The organism is Cellulomonas sp. P4_H4, assembly GCF_056400865.1.
Genome location: NZ_JBFUKL010000006.1, coordinates 185201 through 205826, shown reverse-complemented (window position 1 = coordinate 205826; position 20626 = coordinate 185201). Strand labels below are relative to the sequence as shown.

At 70.9% G+C, this 20626-nt stretch carries 11 protein-coding genes; 9 read left to right on the top strand and 2 right to left on the bottom strand.

The features are described from left to right. Nucleotides 1-3 precede the first annotated feature (3 nt). Entirely contained in the window at nucleotides 4-1056 is a 1053-nt protein-coding gene (locus AC1DPN_RS17165; protein WP_477085984.1) for a LacI family DNA-binding transcriptional regulator, read from the top strand. A 147-nt stretch (nucleotides 1057-1203) separates the two neighbouring features. Further along, nucleotides 1204-3180 carry an adenylyl cyclase gene (locus AC1DPN_RS17160; protein WP_477085983.1) on the top strand — a complete coding sequence of 659 codons (1977 nt, stop codon included), beginning with the start codon at nucleotides 1204-1206 and terminating at the stop codon, nucleotides 3178-3180. Nucleotides 3181-3277: 97 nt separating this feature from the next. On the opposite strand, the gene AC1DPN_RS17155 is transcribed toward AC1DPN_RS17160, so the two are convergent. Next, nucleotides 3278-3949 (bottom strand): ThuA domain-containing protein, encoded by a 672-nt coding sequence (locus tag AC1DPN_RS17155; RefSeq protein WP_477085982.1) that lies wholly within the window; start codon nucleotides 3947-3949, stop codon nucleotides 3278-3280. 63 nt (nucleotides 3950-4012) lie between these two features. Next, complete coding sequence (locus AC1DPN_RS17150) at nucleotides 4013-5197, bottom strand: ROK family protein (RefSeq protein ID WP_477085981.1); 1185 nt, start codon at nucleotides 5195-5197, stop codon at nucleotides 4013-4015. Between the two features lie 154 nt (nucleotides 5198-5351). On the opposite strand from AC1DPN_RS17150, the gene AC1DPN_RS17145 reads away from it, so the two are divergent. From AC1DPN_RS17145 to AC1DPN_RS17115, 7 genes are all read left to right on the top strand, one after another. Beyond that, nucleotides 5352-6836 carry a sugar ABC transporter ATP-binding protein gene (locus AC1DPN_RS17145; RefSeq protein ID WP_477085980.1) on the top strand — a complete coding sequence of 495 codons (1485 nt, stop codon included), beginning with the start codon at nucleotides 5352-5354 and terminating at the stop codon, nucleotides 6834-6836. Next, nucleotides 6833-7903 (top strand): ABC transporter permease, encoded by a 1071-nt coding sequence (locus tag AC1DPN_RS17140; RefSeq protein ID WP_477085979.1) that lies wholly within the window; start codon nucleotides 6833-6835, stop codon nucleotides 7901-7903. Before AC1DPN_RS17145 ends, AC1DPN_RS17140 begins: the two co-directional genes overlap by 4 nt. Nucleotides 7904-7964: 61 nt before the next feature. After that, complete coding sequence (locus tag AC1DPN_RS17135) at nucleotides 7965-9017, top strand: substrate-binding domain-containing protein (protein WP_477085978.1); 1053 nt, start codon at nucleotides 7965-7967, stop codon at nucleotides 9015-9017. Between the two features lie 85 nt (nucleotides 9018-9102). Then, entirely contained in the window at nucleotides 9103-10275 is a 1173-nt protein-coding gene (locus tag AC1DPN_RS17130) for a Gfo/Idh/MocA family protein (protein ID WP_477085977.1), read from the top strand. A 2-nt stretch (nucleotides 10276-10277) separates the two neighbouring features. Next, nucleotides 10278-11279, top strand: a complete 1002-nt coding sequence (locus tag AC1DPN_RS17125; RefSeq protein ID WP_477085976.1) for a sugar phosphate isomerase/epimerase family protein — start codon at nucleotides 10278-10280, stop codon at nucleotides 11277-11279. Between the two features lie 194 nt (nucleotides 11280-11473). After that, a complete protein-coding gene (locus AC1DPN_RS17120; protein ID WP_477085975.1) occupies nucleotides 11474-20179 on the top strand; it encodes a hypothetical protein in 8706 nt (2901 codons plus the stop codon). Continuing rightward, complete coding sequence (locus AC1DPN_RS17115) at nucleotides 20176-20580, top strand: pilus assembly protein CpaE (RefSeq protein ID WP_477085974.1); 405 nt, start codon at nucleotides 20176-20178, stop codon at nucleotides 20578-20580. Before AC1DPN_RS17120 ends, AC1DPN_RS17115 begins: the two co-directional genes overlap by 4 nt. Nucleotides 20581-20626 lie beyond the last annotated feature (46 nt).

The window sequence follows — 20626 nt, the reverse complement described above, 5'->3', positions numbered from 1 at the left end:
AACGTGGCGGTCGACATCCGCGAGGTCGCTCGCCGCAGCGGGGTCTCGGTCGCCACCGTGTCCCGTGCACTCAACGGCCGTCCCGGTGTGAGCGCGGACACGCGCGCACGCGTCGCGCAGGTCGCGCGCGAGCTCGGCTACCTGCCCAACCAGCAGGCGAGGTCACTCGTCCGTAGGCGGTCCGACACCGTCGGCCTCATCTGGGACACCGGCTACGCGTCCGCCGGCATACGGACACTGTTCCTCCAGGATCTGCTCGTCGGGTTGAAGCTTGCGCTCGCGGACACGGGCTACCACCTGATGCTGGTGTCCCCGAAGGCCGCCGCCGAGGACCTGCACGCGTTCGAGCACGTGGCCGCACAGCACGGCCTCGACGGCGTCGTGCTCATGGGGGTCGACGAGCATCTGCCCGCCGTCGACGCGCTCATCACGTCAGGTCTGCCGGTCATCGGGCTCGACCTGCCGGTCCGCGGCATCCGCGCGAGCTATGTCAGCACCGACAACAGGGCGGGGGCCGCCCTGGCGGTGCGGCACCTGGCGGCGCTGGGCCACCGACGCATCGCCACCATCGCCGGCCCGGCCGACCAGCTGCCCGCCATCGAGCGGCTGGCGGGCTACACAGAGACGATGGCGGAGCTCGGGCTGGCGGTGCCGGACGGGTATGTCGTGCACGGCGACTACTTCCTGGACACAGGGCACGAGGCGATGACCGCGCTGCTTGCTCTCGACGTCGCACCGACCGCCGTCTTCGTCGCGGGCGACAGCATGGCCGTAGGCGCGTGCCGCGCGGTCAGCGAGTCCGGGCTGCACGTTCCGCGCGACGTCTCGATCGTCGGGTACGACGACGTCGAGATCGCGGCGGTCGTCCGGCCGGCGCTGTCCACGATCAGGCAGGACTTCCTCGCGATGGGCAAGGCCGCCGCCGAGCTGCTCACGGACCTGATCACGGCACGGCACGCGGGCGAGACCCCGACCGAGGGGTCCACGCAGCCACGACTGCTGCCGGCGGTCCTGGTCGCCCGGGAGTCGTCGGGGCCGGTCCCCACCAGCCCCTAGCGGGTGTTCCGCGGGGCCCGGACGGAATCCGTGCGCCCGAATGATGGTGGTTCGGTCGACGTGCGGCTCTTGGGCGCCTATATTCCGAACGTAAACGTTTCCATGCCCGTTTTCGCCGTCTCGACAGAAGGTAGGACAACGATGTCCGTGCCCACCCCTCACCCCAGCAGGGTGCGTCGACGGATCGGCCGCCAGGTGCTGATCGGCCTGACCGCCCTGTCCATCGGCATCGCAGGAGCCACTGGCGCCGGCGCCCAACCGACGCCCGGATCGAGCTCTCCCGACCTCGGCCCGAGCGTCACGATCTTCGACCCGAGCATGTCGACCGCCGACATCAAGGCCAAGTTCGACGCGATCACTGCCGCTCAGTTCAACAACGAGTTCGGCCCGCGTCGCGACGCGATCTACTTCCTCCCGGGCACCTATGGGACCCCCGAAGCGCCCTTGAACGTGCAGGTCGGCTACTACACGGAGGTGGCCGGGCTCGGCGCCTCGCCGACCGACGTCGTCATCAACGGCACCATCAACGTCTACAACCGCTGCCTCGCGGACGCCGAGACGAGCAACTGCATCGCACTGACCAACTTCTGGCGGTCGATGTCCAACCTGACCATCAACGTCAAGGGCGGCCTGACCGACGTGCTGGGCGAGGCCGCGCCGCGTCCCTCCTGGTGCACCGACACCGAGTTCTGGGCCGTCTCGCAGGCTGCGCCGCTGCGCCGCGTCAACATCAACGGCGGCCTGTCGTTCATGGACTACTGCTCCAACGGCCCGCAGTACGCGAGCGGCGGGTTCATGGCCGACTCCAAGAGCAACGCGGCCGCGGTCGTCAACGGCTCCCAGCAGCAGTGGTACACCCGCAACAGCGAGATCACGTCGTGGTCGAACGCCGTGTGGAACGCGGTCTTCTCCGGTGTCGTCGGCGCTCCCGCGGAGACCTTCCCGAGCCCCAACCCCTACACCGTGCTGGACACGACCCCGGTCAGCCGTGAGAAGCCGTACCTGTTCGTCGACGCGGCGGGCACGTACAACGTCCGGGTCCCCTCCGCTGCGGTGAACAGCAAGGGCATCACCTGGGGCGCCGGCCTGACGCCGGGACGCACCCTGCCGATCAAGGACTTCTTCGTCGCGAAGCCGGGCGACTCGGTGCAGAAGATCAACAGCGCCCTGGCCAAGGGGCAGAACCTGATCCTGACCCCGGGCGTCTATGACGTCGCCACGACGATCAAGGTCAAGCGCGCCGACACGGTCGTCCTGGGCCTGGGCTACGCGACCCTCCACTCGATCGGCGGAGCAGTGCCGCTCGAGATCGCCGACGAGGCCGGTGTCATCGTCGCCGGCATCACGGTCGACGCGGGCGAGGTCAACTCGGCCGCCCTCCTCCGGGTCGGCAAGAAGAACGGGCAGGGGCACTCCAACCGTGCCGACGCCACAAACCCGACGACCCTCAGCGACGTGTTCTTCCGCGTCGGCGGCCCGTACATCGGCCGCACGGACGTCGCGCTCGAGGTCAACTCCGACAACGTCCTGCTCGACCACGCGTGGGTGTGGCGTGCCGACCACGGCGACGAGGGGTTCCCGACGGACACCGTCGTGCGTTCCGCGATCGACGCTCAGCGCGCGGCCGACGGTCTTCCGCTGCTCAACGACGACGACACCCGGTGGGTGACGAACACGGCGCGCAACGGCGTCGTCGTCAACGGTGACAACGTCACGGCGACCGGCCTGTTCGTCGAGCACTTCCAGCAGTACAACACGGTCTGGAACGGCGAGAACGGCACCACGATCTTCTACCAGAACGAGCTGCCGTACGACCCGCGCACGCAGGCGGACTGGACGACGCCGGACGGCACGCTCGGCTACGCCGCCTACAAGGTCGGGGACAGCGTCACGACTCACCACCTCTACGGTGGCGGCGCCTACGTCTTCAACCAGAACAACCCGTCGGTCATCTCCGAGAACGGCTTCGAGGTGCCGACGACTCCCGGCGTCCAGGTGAAGCACGTGATGACCGTCAACCTCAGCCAGGGCACCATCCGCCACGTCATCGACGGTGTGGGCACCCAGGCCGACAACACGAACACAGGCACGCCGCAGTTCGTGACGCAGTACCCGGCGCCGTGACGACGTACGCCGGGTAGTCCGCAGCACGACGGCGCCGGTGCATCCCAGTGATGCACCGGCGCCGTCGTGTGTCCCGGCGGGCCGACCGCCGACTGCGTCAGCCGGCGGAACGGGCCGCCCACAGGAAACCGCGTTCGATGATCGTGCGGACGGGCGGCAGCTCGAGGTCGGCCAGGAAGTGCCCCGGCGCACAGACGAAGACTCGGCCGTCGCCCCAGTGGCGCTTCCAGACCGCGGGCGAGGTGACCGGCGCGTGCCACTTGTCGTCGGGACCGGGCGTGATGGTCGTGGTCGCGAGCACGTCGTTGAGGTCGTCGGCGAGCAGCCAGTACTGCTCGGAGTGCAGGCTGAAGTCCGAGAGGCCCTCGACGACCGGGTCGTCGGCACGCCCGGGCACGACGTTGACGGTGTGGTCGACGATCCCACCCGGATGCGCCGCGAACTGGGCGCCGACGAGCTGCAGGTAGTCGGTGGCCATCCGGAACGAGTCGATGACGCCGCCGTGCCAGCCTGCGAACCCGGTCCCGGCGGCGATGGCGTCGCGCAGGCCGTGCAGCTCGTCGGCGAGGATCTCGCCCATGGTCCAGCACTGCACGACGAGGTCGGTCGACGCCATGAGGGACGCGTCCGCGTAGACCTCCAGGGACCCTTCGACGACGACGTCGAAGTCGTGCTCGCGCAGGAACGGCACGAAGAGGTCGACCGCCTCCTCGGGTGCGTGCCCGTCCCACCCGCCACGGACGACGAGCGCTCGGCGTTGCTGTGACACGGGGTGCTCCTAGGGGATGAGGGCGTCGGTGGCCACGGAGAAGACGGGGGACGTGCCGGCTGTTCAGGAGATGAGCGAGTCGATGGCCGCCGCGGACAAGACGTGCTCAGAAGCCATCGCCGACGCCCCCAGCACGCCGGCGCGGCCCTTGGTCCGGGACGCGACGATGCGCAGGTGCTGCGTGGCGAGCGGCAGTGACCGACGGTAGACGACCTCGCGGATGCCGGCCAAGAGGTGCTCGCCGGCCTCGGCGACGATGCCGCCGATGACGATGACCGACGGGTTGAGCATGCTGACGCAGGCAGCGAGCACGTCGCCGATGCGCCGGCCGGCCTCACGGACCTCGCGGCTGGCATCGGGGTCGCCCGCGCGGACGAGGGCGACGACGTCGGCGCTCGTCCGCGCGTCGACGCCGATCGCGCGCAGCGCGTCGGCGATGGCCGGCCCGCTGGACACGGCCTCGAGGCAGCCGAAGTTGCCGCAGCGGCACGGCAGGTCCGCGCCGCCGGGGACGGCGATGTGGCCGAGGTCGCCCGCGGCACCCTGCGCACCGCGGCGGATCTGCGCGTCGGAGATGATGCCGGCGCCGATCCCGGTGGCCACCTTGACGAAGAGCAGGTGGTCGACGGTGGGCCACTGCGAGGTGTGCTCGCCGAGGGCCATGACGTTGACGTCGTTGTCGACGAGCACGGGGACGTGCGCGAGCCGGCGGGACAGGTGCCCGGGCACGTCGGCGTCGTCCCAGCCGGGCATGATCGGCGGGTTGATGGGTCGCCCGGAGGAGTGCTCGACGGGTCCGGGGAGCCCGACGCCGACGCTGACGAGGTCGGTCAGCGGCCGCCCGGCGGTCGCGAGCAGGTCGAGGCCCAGCGCGACGACGCGGTCGAGCACGATGCCCGGACCCTCCGCGATCGCGATGGGCTCACCGACCTCCGCGAGCACCGTGCCGACCAGGTCGGTGAGCGCGAGGCGCGCGTGCGTGGCACCGAGGTCGACAGCGAGGACGACTCGCGCGGCGGGGTTGAACGCAAAGGTGGCGGGCGGCCGACCGCCCGTGGAGGTGGCCTCTCCGGCAGGTGCGACGAACCCTGAGGCGAGCAGCAGCTCGACTCGCGCGGCGATCGTGGAGCGGGCCTGGCCCGTGAGAGTTGCCAGGTCAGAGCGGGTGCGCGGCTGGCCGTCGCGGAGCAGCTGGAACATCTCCCCGGCGCCCGTCGGCCTGGGGGCGAACTTGAGGAGCTCGTCCATGCGCACAGTGAACCATTTCGTCTTGTGTAGGTCACGTTCGCATAACTCTGACACACATCTATCGACTTTTGCTTGACGGGCGACAGAAGTCGGTCCTACGTTCTCCGACATGGTCAGTGCAGACCCCACGCAAGACACACCAGTGCTGCTGCAGATGCGCGGCATCGTCAAGCACTTCCCCGGCGCCCGGGCGCTCGACGGCGTCGACCTCGAGATCCGGGCCGGCGAGGTGCACTGCCTGCTCGGTCAGAACGGCGCGGGCAAGTCCACGCTCATCAAGGTCCTGGCGGGCGCGCACCAGCCCGACGAGGGCGAGATCCTGGTGGACGGCAAGCCCGTCACCATCCCGCACCCGGTCGCGGGCCTGAAGCTCGGCATCGCGACGATGTACCAAGAGCTCGACGTCGTCGACGGCCTGACGGTCGCGGAGAACATCTACCTCGGGCACGAGCTCGCGGTCGGTGGCTTCTCTCAGCGGCGGGCGGCGACGGCGCACACGCGGGCGATCCTCAAGCGACTCGGCCACGGCGACATCTCGCCGCACCGTGAGGTGGGCCAGCTGTCCGCCGCCGGCAAGCAGATCGTCAGCATGGCTCGGGCCCTGTCGCACGACGCCCGCGTCATCGTGATGGACGAGCCGTCGGCGGTGCTCGACTCCGAAGAGGTCGAGAACCTGTTCCGGGTGGTCCGCGAGCTCACGAGCTCGGGCGTCGCCATCGTCTACATCTCCCACCGGCTCGACGAGATCCGGCAGATCGGCGACCGGATCACGGTGCTCAAGGACGGCCGGACGGTCGCGACGAGCCTCGCCGTGGCCGAGACCCCGACGGCCGACCTCATCCGGTTGATGACCGGCCGCAACGTCGAGTACGCGATCCCCCCGCGCCCGCGGGTCTCCGACGACGCAGCGACGCTCCTGCACGTCGAGGGTCTGGGCCTGGCGGGCTCGTTCAGCGACGTCTCGTTCGACGTGCGCGCGGGCGAGGTCGTCGGCCTCGCCGGGCTCGTCGGATCGGGCCGCACGGAGATCCTCGAGACGATCTTCGGCGCTCGCAAGCGGACCGCGGGCACGGTGGCGGTCGGGAACGAGACGCTGCGCGCCGGCTCCGTGAGCGGGGCGGTCAAGGCAGGCATCGGGCTGTGCCCCGAGGAGCGCAAGAGCCAGGGCCTGATCCTCGACGAACCGGTCTACCGGAACATCACACTCTCCACCTTCGCGCGAACCGCATCCGCGTCGTTCCTGGACGAGGGCGCTGAGCGCCGCGTCGCCAAGGAGCAGATCGACGCGCTCGACGTCCGACCGTCCGACCCCGCTCGCGCTGCACGGACGCTGTCCGGCGGCAACCAGCAGAAGGTGCTCCTCGCGCGCTGGCTGGTGCACGGCTGCCGGGTCCTGCTCCTGGACGAGCCCACCCGAGGCGTCGACGTCGGCGCCCGGTCCGAGATCTACGCCCTCATCGCGGAGCTCGCGAAGGGCGGCGCCGCGGTCGTCGTGGTGTCCAGCGAGATCGCCGAGGTGATCGGGCTGTCCGACCGGATCCTCGTGGTCTCCGAGGGTCGCGTGGTCCACGACGGGCCCGCGACCAACATCGACGAGCACCGCGTGCTCGACCTCGTCATGGAAGGAAGTGCCGCGTGAGTGAGCAGACGACCCCGGGAGCAGCCGTACCCGGCCAGTCCATGACCGACGCCGCCGTGGCCGAGCCTGTCCAGGCCAACGGTCCCGCGAGAGCGCCCCGCAGGGGGATCCTGCACGGCCCGGCCGGACGGAACCTCGGCCTGGTGATCGCCCTCCTCGCCATCTGCATCTTCGGCGTGGCGACGGCCGGAGAGCGTTTCGCGAGCATCGACAACGCGCTCACCATCCTCCGTCTCGCCTCGGTGACCGGGGTGGTGAGCATCGGGATGACGTTCGTCATCATCGGCGCCGGGATCGACCTCTCGGTCGGCTCGGTGATCGGGCTCGCGTCCGTCTGGGCGTCCACGCTGGCGACCCAGACGATGGCGCAGGACCTCAACTGGGGCGTGATGGTCGTGACCGCGCTCGCGGTGGGTCTCGCCGCGGGCCTGGTCAACGGGGTGCTCATCGCCTACGGCAAGGTCGTCGCGTTCATCGCGACCCTCGCCATGATGGTCTCCGCCCGCGGCCTGGCCGAGATCATCGCCCAGCGCAAGACCCAGGTGGTCTCGGTCCAGGGGTTCCTCGACTTCTTCCGCGGCGACCTGATCGGGATCCCGACGCTCGTCTGGATCTTCGCTCTCGTCTCGCTGGCCGGGTGGATCCTGCTCAACCGCACCACGTTCGGCCGGCGCACCATCGCGGTCGGCGGAAACCCCGAGGCGGCCCGTCTCGCGGGCATCAAGGTCAAGCGCCACACGATGTACCTGTACGCGCTGTCCGGCCTGACGGCGGGCATCGGCGGCGTGATGATGCTCGGCCGCACCACAGCCGGCAGCTCCACGAACGGCTTGTTCCTCGAGCTCGACGTCATCGCCGCTGTCGTCGTCGGCGGCACGCTCCTGATCGGCGGCCGCGGCACGATCGTCGGCACCGTCCTAGGCGTCCTGATCTTCACCACGCTCTCCAACGTGTTCACGCAGAACAACTTGTCCAGCTCGGCGCAGGCCGTGGCCAAGGGCGTGATCATCGTCGGCGCCGTGCTGCTCCAGCAGCGCATCGCAGGTCGCTCCCCCGCAAGAACCTGACGACACCACGTCGTCGACAAGCAGCACCTCACCCCGCACGTCCGATCAAGGAGGATCAGTCATGTCCGCACCTCTGCGCCGCAAGTGGCTCGCCGTCGCCGGCGCCACCGCAGCCTTCGCCCTCATCGCCGCCGGCTGCACGTCCAACACCCCGGAGCCGGAGGACACCCCCGCCGCCGAGGCGCCGGCCGCAGCCGCGGGCGGGAACGACGAGCCGGGCGACACGGTCACCATCGCCTTCTCGGGCCCCGCCGCCGACCACGGCTGGCTGGGCGCGATCAACTCTGCCGCCAAGGCCGAGGCTGAGAAGTACTCCGACGTCGAGTTCAAGATGGCTGAGGGCACCAACGACGTCAGCGTGCAGATCAGCCAGATCGAGCAGTTCATCAACGACGGCGTCGACGCGATCGTGCTCCTGCCGAGCGACGGCGCGGCACTGACCGAGGTCGCCACGAAGGCGATGAACGCGGGAATCCCCGTGGTCAACGTCGACCGTGAGTTCAGCGACCCGAATGCGGCCCGCACCACGGTGCTCGGCGACAACTACGGCATGGGTGTGAGCGCCGGCGAGTACATCTGCGAGCAGATCGGCGGCACCGCCGGTGCCAAGGTCGCCGAGATCGCGGGCATCGACTCGCTGCCGCTGACGCAGGACCGCAGCCGGGGCTTCAAGGACGCGCTGACCAAGTGTGGTCTCAAGGTCGACGCCCGTGTCGCCGCGGACTTCACCGTCCAGGGCGGCGAGGAGGCGGCCGCCGAGCTGCTGCAGGCTCAGCCGAAGCTCGACGCCATCTGGAACCACGACGACGACCAGGGCATCGGCGTGCTGGCGGCCATCGACGCCGCGGGTCGCGACGAGTTCTTCATGGTCGGCGGCGCCGGCTCGAAGAACGCCATGGACGCCATCAAGGCCGACGACACGGTGCTCAAGGCGACGGTCATCTACCCGTCCACGCAGGGAGCCGACGGCGTCAAGCTCGCTCGGCTGCTCGCGCAGGGCAAGGGCATGAGCGACCTGGTGGACAGCGAGGTTCCCCGCACCGTCCAGCTGTACGCGCCCATCGTCACCAAGGAGAACGTGGACCAGTACCTGCCCATCGGCTTCGCGTCCTGACCTCCGACCACGCCGGTGCTGCCGGGTGGGCCGTCCGCGGCGGCACCCGGCAGCACCCGGCAGCACCGACAGAAAGGCAAGAGGCATGACAGACCGTCTCGGCGTCGGCATGGTCGGCTACGCATTCATGGGCGTCGCGCACTCGCAGGCCTGGCGCAACGCACCGCACTTCTTCGACCTGCCGCTGCGTCCGGACATGGCGGCGATCGCGGGTCGCGACGAGGCTGCCGTGACCGCTGCGGCGACGCGGCTCGGCTGGTCGAGCGTGGAGACGGACTGGAAGGCGCTCGTCACACGCGACGACATCGACCTGGTCGACATCTGCACGCCCGGCGACACGCACGCCGAGATCGCCATCGCGGCGCTCGCGGCGGGCAAGCACGTCCTGTGCGAGAAGCCGCTCGCCAACTCGGTGGCCGAGGCCGTCGCGATGGCGGAGGCCGCCGAGCAGGCTCGCGCGAACGGGCAGCTCGCGATGGTCGGGTTCACCTACCGGCGCGTGCCCGCCATCCAGCTCGCCCGTCAGCTCGTGGCGGACGGCCGGATCGGTGCCGTGCGGCACGTGCGCGCGCAGTACCTGCAGGACTGGATCGCGGACGCGAACGCGCCGCTGTCGTGGCGCCTGGACAAGCAGAAGGCGGGCTCCGGAGCGCTCGGCGACATCGGTGCGCACATCATCGACCTCGCGCAGTTCGTGACGGGCGAGTCGGTGACCGGTGTCTCGGCGATCCTGGAGACGTTCGTGCACGAGCGGCCGGTGGCCGAGTCGTCGAGCGGGCTGCACGGCACGGCCGGCACGTCGACGGGTCCGGTCACCGTGGACGACGCGGCGATCTTCCTCGGCCGGATGTCCGGCGGGGGACTGGCCACGTTCGAGGCGACCCGGTTCGCGTGGGGCCGCAAGAACGCGATCCGGCTCGAGATCAACGGCTCGGCGGGCTCGCTGGCGTTCGACTTCGAGGACATGAACGTCCTGCACTTCTTCGACGTGGCGCAGCCCGCTGTCGAGGCCGGCTTCCGGCGCATCGTCGTCACGGAGCCCGAGCACCCCTTCGTGGGAGCGTGGTGGCCGGCGGGACACGGGCTCGGGTACGAGCACGCGTTCACGCACCAGGCCGTGGACCTGGTGACGGCGATCGCAGAGAAGCGGCAGCCGGAACCCAGCTTCGCCGACGGGCTGCGGATCCAGCGTGTGCTGGACGCGGTCGAGCGGTCGGCGGACTCGAACAGCACGTGGACACCCGTGGAGGGGGACTGACGATGGCACGACCGATCACCCTGTTCACCGGCCAGTGGGCCGACCTGCCGTTCGAGGAGGTCGCTCGCCTGGCCAGCGGCTGGGGCTACGACGGCCTGGAGATCGCCTGCTGGGGCGACCACCTGGACCCGTGGCGCTGGGACGACGACGAGTACGTCGCGGGCAAGCTCGCGCTGCTCGAGAAGTACAACCTGAAGGTCTGGGCGATCTCGAACCACCTCAAGGGCCAGGCCGTGTGCGACGACCCCATCGACCAGCGACACCGGGACATCGTCTCGGACCGCGTCTGGGGCGACGGTGACCCCGAGGGCGTCCGGCAGCGCGCGGCCGAGGAGATGAAGCACACCGCGCGCCTGGCCGCGAAGCTCGGTGTCGACACGGTCGTCGGCTTCACGGGGTCGAGCATCTGGAAGTACGTCGCGATGTTCCCGCCGGTCGGCGCGGACACGATCGAGGCGGGCTACCAGGACTTCGCCGACCGCTGGAACCCGATCCTCGACGTGTTCGACGAGGTCGGCGTCCGGTTCGCTCACGAGGTGCACCCGAGCGAGATCGCGTACGACTACTGGACGACCGTGCGCACGCTCGAGGCGATCGGGCACCGGCCGGCCTTCGGGCTCAACTGGGACCCCAGCCACTTCGTCTGGCAGGACCTGGACCCGGTCGGCTTCCTGTGGGAGTTCCGGGACCGGATCTACCACGTCGACTGCAAGGACACGAAGAAGCGTCTGGGGAACGGCCGCAACGGCCGGCTCTCCAGCCACCTGCCGTGGGGCGACCCGCGGCGCGGCTGGGACTTCGTGTCGACCGGCAACGGGGACGTGCCCTGGCAGGACTCCTTCCGGGTGCTCAACTCGATCGGCTACGCGGGGCCGATCTCGGTGGAGTGGGAGGACGCGGGGATGGACCGGCTCGTGGGGGCTCCGCAGGCCCTGGAGTTCGTCCGTCGCAACGCGTTCGACCCGCCTGCTGCCTCGTTCGACGCGGCGTTCAGCACGCGCTGAGGGGGCGCGCACGCGCGGGAGAGCGTGCGCGTCCGGGGGAAAGGACGAGCGTCGTCCGCGCCGTGGTTGAGGGGCCACGGCAGCGGACGACGCTCGACCTGCGTGTAGGTGCTAGCCCACCGGATGGGTCAGGAGTGACAGGTGAGACGCCGGCATTTCGGGCCAAACCTTGAGAAATCAGGCAGCATACGAGGATGACTGGCACCCACGCGGTCCAGGACGTGCGTGCCCGGTGGATGCGTACGTCGGTGCTGGCCTGCGTGCTCGCCCTGGTGGGCGTGCTCTTCGGGCCGATCACGGTGGCCGTCGCGGCGCCCGGGATCCAGCTGTCCAAGGACGCACCAGGAGAGGTGCTGGCGGGCGAGCCGATCACCTACACGCTCACGGTGACCAACCCGCCGAGCAACCCGGACGCCGCCCCCGAGTACAACCTCGCGTTCCGCGACGTCATCCCCCCGGACGTCAGCTACGTGGGCGGCTCGACGACCCCGGCCGGCGCGGGCGACCCCGTCGAGGTGGTGGATCCGGACACCGGCCAGACGACCCTGACCTGGTCGAACGTGACCGACCTGTCGGTCAATGGCACGACGGTCCTGACGTTCCAGGTGCTGCCCGACCCGGCGGTGTACCCCGTCGGGACGACCGTCGAGAACACTGCCGACGTCTACAGCAGCACCGACCCGTTCGTCGCCCCGGAGTTCGACGAGCTCGGCGTGATCGTGCCGGACACGGCCACGGAGAGCGCGACGTCGAACCCGACCACGACCGTCATCTCGGCCCTGCAGATCACGAAGTCCGAGCCGAGCCCCGAGGGCGAGCTGCTCCGAGGGGTGCACGACAACGACACGGTCTACTCGCTCACCGTCGAGACGGCACCGGCGGGCGGCAGCAGCGGGCTCGTCGTGACCGACTACATCCCGGCGCGGCTCGAGTACCTGGGCTGCGGCGGCGTGGACAACTCGGCCGCCCCCGAGTACCCGGGTGCCGCGTCGCTCGACGCGACTCCCGTGCCCGCCGACTGCCTGACCCCGACCTCGGTCACGACGGTCCAGGACCCGCCGCCGAACGGGACGACGACCTACCCGGCCGGGGTCTACACGCGCGTGCAGTGGACGGTCCCGGACCTCGCGGCGTCGAGCAGCTTCACGCTCCGCTACGCGGCCGGTGTCCCGCTGCGCGCGAACGTCCTGTTCCCCGACCCGGCACCGGGCGGGCTGCTCCAGACCGCCAACCTCGACAACAACACGGGTGCCTCGACGCGCGAGACCGCCACCGAGCAGTCCGCCACGAACGTCGCGCAGGTCACCGGGACGTTCGCGGGGACGACCGCGCCGGGTGTCCCGCCGACCGTCTCCGCCTCGGACACGCTCACCGTGTCGGTCGAGGACGTGCGGATGCGCAAGAGCGCCGACCGCACCCAGTTCAGCTCGGGTGGGACCGTGCGGTACACCCTCACGGTCGAGTCGAGCGAGTACGTGAGCGCGTCCGGCATCGTGCTGGCAGACACGCTGCCGAACGGGACGTGCCCGCTGGGGGGCCCGGGAACCAACTACACACCGGCCGCCAACCCGTCCTGCGCGGGCGCGCTGGCCACGGTGCCGTCGGTGCCGTTCGCAACGGTCGACTTCAACGCCGACGGCACCTTCGACCTCACGTTCGACCCGTTGGCCGAGGGTCCGGACGCGACGACGACCGTCTCCTACTCGGCGGCGATGCTCCCGACCTACCTCGGCGGCACGCTGGTCGGACAGGCGACCTCGACCGGCGACACGTTCACCAACCACGCGTCGCTCACGGCCACCACGACGCCGGTCGCTGGAACGGGGGAGACCGGGACGGTCCAGGTCGACGACCAGTCCGAGTGGACCCTGACCACGGGCTCGGAGTCGATCGACAAGCTGATCGCGCCGCGGTCGCTCTCGGGCGGGACGTGCCCGACGGACGCGAGCGTCTACGGCGAGCCGTCCGCGTTCGCGCCCGACGAGACCCTGTTCCGCAAGGGTGACCGCGTCTGCTACCTCCTGACCGTCAGCTTCTCGCCCCTGACCGAGACCCGCAACGCCCAGGTCACCGACTTCCTGCCGCCGTCCATGACGTACGTGAACGGGTCGGCGACCGCGGCGAGCACCAGCTCCGATGCACCGTTCAGCGTGAGCTCGACGACGACCGCCGTGCGGTTCCTGATCGGCGACGCCGGACCGGCGGGGAACCGGTTCGTCGCGCCGGGCGCCGTGTTCGCGGCCGTGATCCAGGCGAACGTGACCAGGGCGGCTCCGGGCACGACGGCGCTGACCAGGTCGAACCTGATGAAGCTGCGCGCCGAGAACTCCGCCGGGATCGCCCAGACGCTCCGGGACAGCCTCGTCATGCAGGGAGCGCCCGTCCCGCCGGTGCAGGTGGTCAAGGGCGTCGAGTCGGTCGACGCCCCCGCGAGCGGCCCGAACCCCGTGAACAGCAACGTCGACGGCTCCGAGGTGCGGGCGAGCTCCGTCGCGACGTTCCGCATCGACGTCACCAACGCCGGCACCGCGGGTACCGCGAACGGCTACGAGGTGGGCGCGCTCGACGTCTGGGACAAGCTGCCGGTCCAGCTCACGTGCGACGACGTCGACGAGAGCACGGTGCGGTTCGAGCCACCGCAGACGGTGGCCCCGACGGTCGTGTGCACCGACCCCGGAGAGCCGGGGCACCCCGCGTTCCTCGGTTCCGCGGACCTGAGCCTCCTGCGCGTGACGTTCCCGATCGACGGCACGCAGCCGGACCTCTCGGGGCAGGGCATCGGCCCGGGGGCGACCCAGTCGATCCTCTACGACACGACGATCCCCGACCCGGCGGGCGTGGGCACCGTGTACACGGACACCGCCTACGTGCGCAGCTACGAGGCGCTGACCAACGTGCCCGGCGGTGGGACGGTGACGTTCTACCCCCGGCAGAACGTCGACCTCACCGTGCTGCCGACGCAGTGGGACGCGCCGGCCGCCTCCGACCCGTCGAACGTGAGGGTGCCCGGTCCCGAGGTCGACAAGGCCGGTACGACGTCGATCGTGGAGACGAACAACGACCTCGAGAACGAGGCGACGATCGGCGAGCTCGTCACCTACACCTACGGCGTGCGGATCCTCGCGGGGACGGCGGCCTTTGACGGGACGCTGCGCGATCCGTTGCCCACGGGGTTCGACCAGGTCGGCGCCGCCACGCTGACCTATCACCCGGACGCCGACAGCGCCGCGACGGCGCCCGTCCCGGCAGGCGTCTCGGTCGACCCGGGCACGGGGACGGTGACGTTCCCGCCGACGTACAACAACGCCACCGCGCTCGACCAGCGCTTCGAGGTGGTGCTCACGGCCCGGGTCACCGCGGCAGCCATGAGCACGACGCAGAACAACCTGCAGGCGATCAACACCGCTCGGTTCGACAGCCTGGCCACGCTCGGCGGCTCGGCGCTCCCGCCGGCGACGGCCTCGTGGACCATCACGATGCGTCAGCCGCGTCCGGACGTCGCGAAGGCGAACGACGCGGGCGGGCCCGTGCCGGGCGGGACGACGATCGCGTACACGGTGACGGCGCGGAACGTGAACACCGACGGCTCGGGCACCGCCCGCACGCCGCTGCACGACACGTTCCTGGTCGACTGCCTGCCCGCGGGGATGATCTTCGACGCCTACGGCCCCGACCCGGGCGACGCACCCGCACCGGGCGGCACCGCGAACGGCTGCGCCGCGGGCACCACCGCCCTCGTGTGGGACGTCGGCACGATCGAACCGGGCGCGACTGTGACGCGCACGTACACGGCCGACGTCCCCCTCGACGCCGTCGCGGGAACGTCCTACGTCAACAACGTGACGCTCTCGGGCTCGACGCTCGACGACGGCAAGACGAGTCCGACAGAGCCCGACAACGACGACGAGCGCGTCGGCACCGACACCGCCTTCTCGACCGTCCCGATCGTCGGGGCGAGCATCGTCAAGTCGGTCACACCCGACCGCGCGACGATCGGCCAGGAGGTCACCTGGGACGTGAACGTGTTGATCGCCGCGAACACGACCTACTACGACGCCTCCCTGATCGACCAGGTCCCGTCCGGCGTGGTCGACACCGCGATCACGGACTACCGCTGCGCGATCCTCACCGTCCCGCTCACGCCCTGCACGGCCGTCCCGGTGCGGCTCGACGACGCGGACGGACCCGGCGGCTCGACGATCGTCGGCTGGAACTTCGGCGATCTCGCGCCGAGCCCGAACCGTCGCCTGGTGTCCGTGACCTACATCGGAACCATCGCCGACGTGCCGGAGAACGTGGCCGGAGTGACGCTCACCAACACGGCCAGAACCGCGTGGAACCAGACCGCGGACAGCCCCAACGACGACCCCGAGTCGGCGGCCGGACCGTTCGACGCGACGGGTGACTCGGCGAGCGCGACCGTGACCGTCATCGAGCCGGACGTGACGATCGACAAGGTCGTCGGCGACCCGACGCCCGGGCCGGCCGACCGGTTCGAGTACACGATCACGGCGCGCAACTCCGCGGACCCGACGTCGAGCGACTCGTGGAACGGCGTCCTGGTGGACACCGTTCCTCTCGGGGTCGTGGTGGACCCCGACAGCATCGCCTTCGGTGGCGTGCTCACCGGTGACGACCCGGTGCGCGGCGGCGGCACGATCACCTGGGACACGCGCGGCCTGGCCATCGCCTACCCGCCCGGTGCTGAGGTCACGGTCACCTACGAGGCCACGCTCGCACCGTCGGAGGACATCGACGCGACGCCGTTGGAGAACTCCGTCCAGGTGACCAACTACGAGTCGCTCGAGTCGGGGGGCCGCGTGTACGTCGGCCCGACGGCGACGGCGCAGGTCACGCCCGCGTTCCCGCAGCTGACGACGGCGAAGACCGCGGTCTCGGCGGCGCCCGCATACATCGGGTCGCCGTTCACCTGGCGTATCGGCGTGACGAACACGGGGGGCGCACCCTCGTACGGCATCGACCTGACCGACACCATCCCCTCCGGCTGGGAGTACGTGCCGGGCACCTCGCAGCTCACGACCCCCGCGGTGACGGCGGCGGCGCACGCCGATCCGGTCGTCAGCGCCGGCGTCGCGGTGTGGTCCGACCTGGGCACGCTGCAGCCGGGACAGACCGCGAGCATGACGTTCCAGCTCCGACCGACGAGCGCCGTCCTGCCGAACGTCGGCTCGACCGTCCCGCAGGTCAACCGTGCCCGTGCCGTCGGTGAGGACGCGACCGGTGAGACGGGGAACGCGGACGGCCCGTACGACAACCCCGAGGCGTCCGCCCAGACCCGCATCGACTCCGCCGACGTCCGGGTCACCAAGACCCATGCGTCGCCGGTCGTCGCGGGCGGCAACGCGACCTGGACCCTGACGGTCCGCAACAACGGGGCCGACGCCGCCGTCGGCCCGTTCGTCGTGACCGACACCCTGCCTCCGGGCGCGGGCTTCGTCTCGGCGTCGGGGACCGGCTGGACGTGCGGCGCCCCCGTCTCGGGCGTCGTCAGCTGCGCGAGGACCACGCCGCCCGGGACGCTCGCGTCGGGGGCGTCGTTCCCCGTGATCACGGTCGTGACCTCGATCCCGGCCGCGACGCCGAGCGGGACGACGTTCACCAACGCGGCGACCGCCAACGCGCGCACGTACGACCCGAGCACCGCGAACAACTCGACGACCGACTCGGTGACGATCACGACCAGTGCCGACCTCGCGAGCAGCAAGGCCCACGCGGGGCCGGGCGTCGCGGGCCAGGACACCGCGTGGACCATCGGCGTCCGCAACAACGGGCCGTCGGACTCCCAGCCCACGATCACGGTCAGCGACACCCTGCCGGCCGGGACGACGTTCGTCTCGGCGGTCGGCATCGGGTGGAGCTGCGCCCCGCCGGCCGGGCAGACGTTCTCCTGCACCCGGTCCACGGTGCTGGCCGCGGGTGCGGTCGCACCGCAGATCCTCGTCATCGCCCACATCGCCCCCGGCGTGACCGGCACCCTGACCAACTCGGCGACCGTCTCCGGTACCACGCCCGACCCGGTGCCGGGCAACAACACGGCGACGAGCCCGCTGACGGTCACCACGTCCGCCGACCTCGCGATCCAGAAGACCCACAGCGGGGCGTTCACGCCCGGCACGTCGGGTACCTACACGTTCGACGTGGTGAACAACGGGCCGTCGGACGCGGCCGCGGACGTCACGATCACCGACACCCTGCCCGACTACCTCACCTTCGTCTCGACGGTCGACCCGACGGGCACCTGGACCTGCTCGGCCGCCGGTCAGCTGGTCACGTGCACCTTGGCCGGGTCCCTGCCGCTGGGCGCGTCGACGACGGTGAGCATCGTGGTCGACGTCGACCCGACGGCCGGCGCGGGCTCGTTCACCAACACGGCGACGGTCGACTCACCGACGCCGGACCCGAACCCGGTGAACAACACCGACACCGACAACACCTCGTTCAGCTCGATCTCGGACCTCGCGCTCGACAAGTCGCACACCGGCCCGGTGGACGCCGGTGAGAACGTCGTGTGGACCCTGCAGGTCTCGAACCTCGGCCCGTCGGCCACGATCGGCCCGATCACGGTCGCCGACGGCCTGCCCGACGACGTCACGTACGTCTCGGCGACCGGTGTCGGCTGGGTGTGCTCGGCGGTCGACCAGGTGGTCACCTGCACGAGCGCTGACGGCATTGCCGCCGGCACGCCGGGATCGCCGGCGCTCGCCGAGCCCATCACGCTCACCGCGTTCGTCCACGCCGACGCCGGGCCGTCGATCATCCTCAACCAGGCGTCGGTGGACGGGCCGCAGGAGGACTCCGACCTCACCAACAACGACGCAGCCGACCCGGTGATCGTCCGCGACGAGGCCGACGTCAGCGTGGTGAAGGACGTCACCGGCCAGGCGCCGTACCTGGCGGGCGACGAGGTCACGTACTCGCTCACGGTCGGGAACGCGGGTCCGTCGGACGCGGACGACGTGCACGTCGTCGACACCCTGCCGCCGGGCATGTCCGGGGTGAGCGCGGCCGGAACCGGCTGGACGTGCACGGTCTCGGCGACCGAGGTCGTCTGCGACCGGGCCACTCTCGTGGCACCCGTCGCGCCCGACGCGATCACCACGAGCGTGATCACGGTGACCGCCCGCATCGGCTCGGAGGTGGCCGACGGCACCACGTTGACCAACACCGTCGTCGTCGGGACCTCCACCACCGACGCCGACCCGAGCAACAACACCGACGACGCGACCATCACCGCGAGCACCGAGGCCGACCTCGCGATCACCAAGACGCACCCGGCGGGCGGCGTGTTCGCAGGCGACGAGCTCGACTTCACGATCGCCGTCACCAACAACGGCCCGTCGGACGCGCTCGCCCCCGTCGAGGTCACCGACACGCTGCCGTCCGGGTTCACCTACGTCTCGTCGTCGGGACCGTGGACCTGCGTGCCGGACGGTCCGGGCACCACCGTCGTGTGCGACCTCGACGGTGTGACGTCGCTGGCCGCCGGTGCGACGGCGCCTGACCTGGTGCTCACGACGGCGGTCGACCCGGCGGCGCCCGCCGGCCCGGTGGTCAACACCGCGGCGGTCACGTCCCCGACGACCGACCCGGTCCCGGCGAACAACGCGACGGAGGACGAGGTCCTGGTCCAGCAGCTCGCCGACGTCAGGATCCTGAAGACCCACACGGGTCCCGTCCGGGTGGGCGACGACGTGACGTTCCACCTCACGGTGTTCAATGCCGGCCCGTCGGACGCGCGGGACGTCGTGGTGACCGACCCGCTGCCACGGGGCCTGACGTACGTCTCGGCAGCAGGCACCGACTGGACCTGCTCCACCGTGCTGTTCGTGGTCCGCTGCACCTACGACCTGCCGTTGCGCGCGAACGGCTTCGCACCGCAGATCGACCTCGTCGTCACGGTCGGACCCGAGGCGTTCCCGACGGTGAAGAACACGGCCGACGTGGAGACCAGCACCGAGGGCGACAACCGCGGCGACAACGTCTCGACGGACGACCTCGCGATACCGCCGCAGGTCGACCTGTCGGTCACCAAGACCCATGACGTGGACTTCGGGGTGGGCCACGACGGCACCTGGAACCTCGAGGTCGCGAATGCCGGGCCGACCGACGACCCGGGTCCGGTGACGGTGACCGACACCCTGCCGGTGGGCACCACGTTCGTGTCGGGCACCGGCCCGGGCGTGACGTGCGCCGCCGCCGGGCAGGTCGTGACGTGCACGATCGCGGACGGCGTGACGATGACGACGCCCGTGCCGATCACCCTGGTGGTCTCCGTCCAGGCCGCGGCCGCGCCGTCGGTGAGCAACGCGGTGGTCGTCACGACGCCGAACGAGGACGTCGACCCCGACAACAACACGGCGACCGACGACGTCGCCGTGACCGGGCAGTCCGACCTGGCGATCGAGAAGACCGCGGTCGGCCTCCCGGGTGCGCCGGCGGTGTTCGACGTCGTCGTCACCAACCTCGGACCCAACGCGACGACCACCCCGGTGATCGTGACCGACGAGCTGCCGGCAGGGATGACCTACGCGAGCGCCGCGGGCGCGGGCTGGACCTGCAACGCGGTCGCGAACGTCGTGACCTGCACGTACACGCCGACGCTCGCGGTCAACCAGGCGGCGCCGCCCGTCCGGGTGTCGGCGACCTTGAACGTGGCACCGGGCACCAAGGTCACGAACGTCGCCACGGCGACCGGCGGGCAGCCGCTGTGCCCGGTGTGCGACCCCGTGTACGTCCAGGACGACGCGACGGTCGTCGCCCCGGACACCTCGCTCTCGGCGACAGGGACGGACGCCGTCGCGTGGGCGGTCCTCGCGTTCCTGCTGCTCGGAGGCGGCGTCCTGCTCGTGGTCGTCGCCCGACGGAGGCAGGTCACATGATCAGCGTCGCTCGCGCCGAGCAGCTGAGCGCCGCCGGGGTGCGCTGGGTCCCGCGCCCGGGGGACTCGTTCGCGGTCCGGGTGCTCGAGGACCAGGTCTTCACGATCGCGGACATGGTGGTCGAGCCGCGCGAGTACCCGAGCGGCACCGTCCTGGGGTTCAACGGGACCACCGAGTGGGCGCTCGACTCGGTGCGCCAGGAGGACGCCCTGTGGCTGCCGCGCGAGGACCAGCTGCGTGAGCTCCTGGGCGGCACCTTCCGCAGCCTGGCCCGCTCGACGTTCGGCGGCTACCAGGTGCTCGTCGAGCTTGCGGGCCGCCCCGAGCAGGTGTTCAGCGCCGACGACGCGGCGGACGCCTACGCGCAGGCGCTGCTCGCGCTGGTCGCCGCTGCCGCCTGACGGGACCGGGCGCGGGCTCGTTCGCGGTGCGGCGACCGAGCCCGAC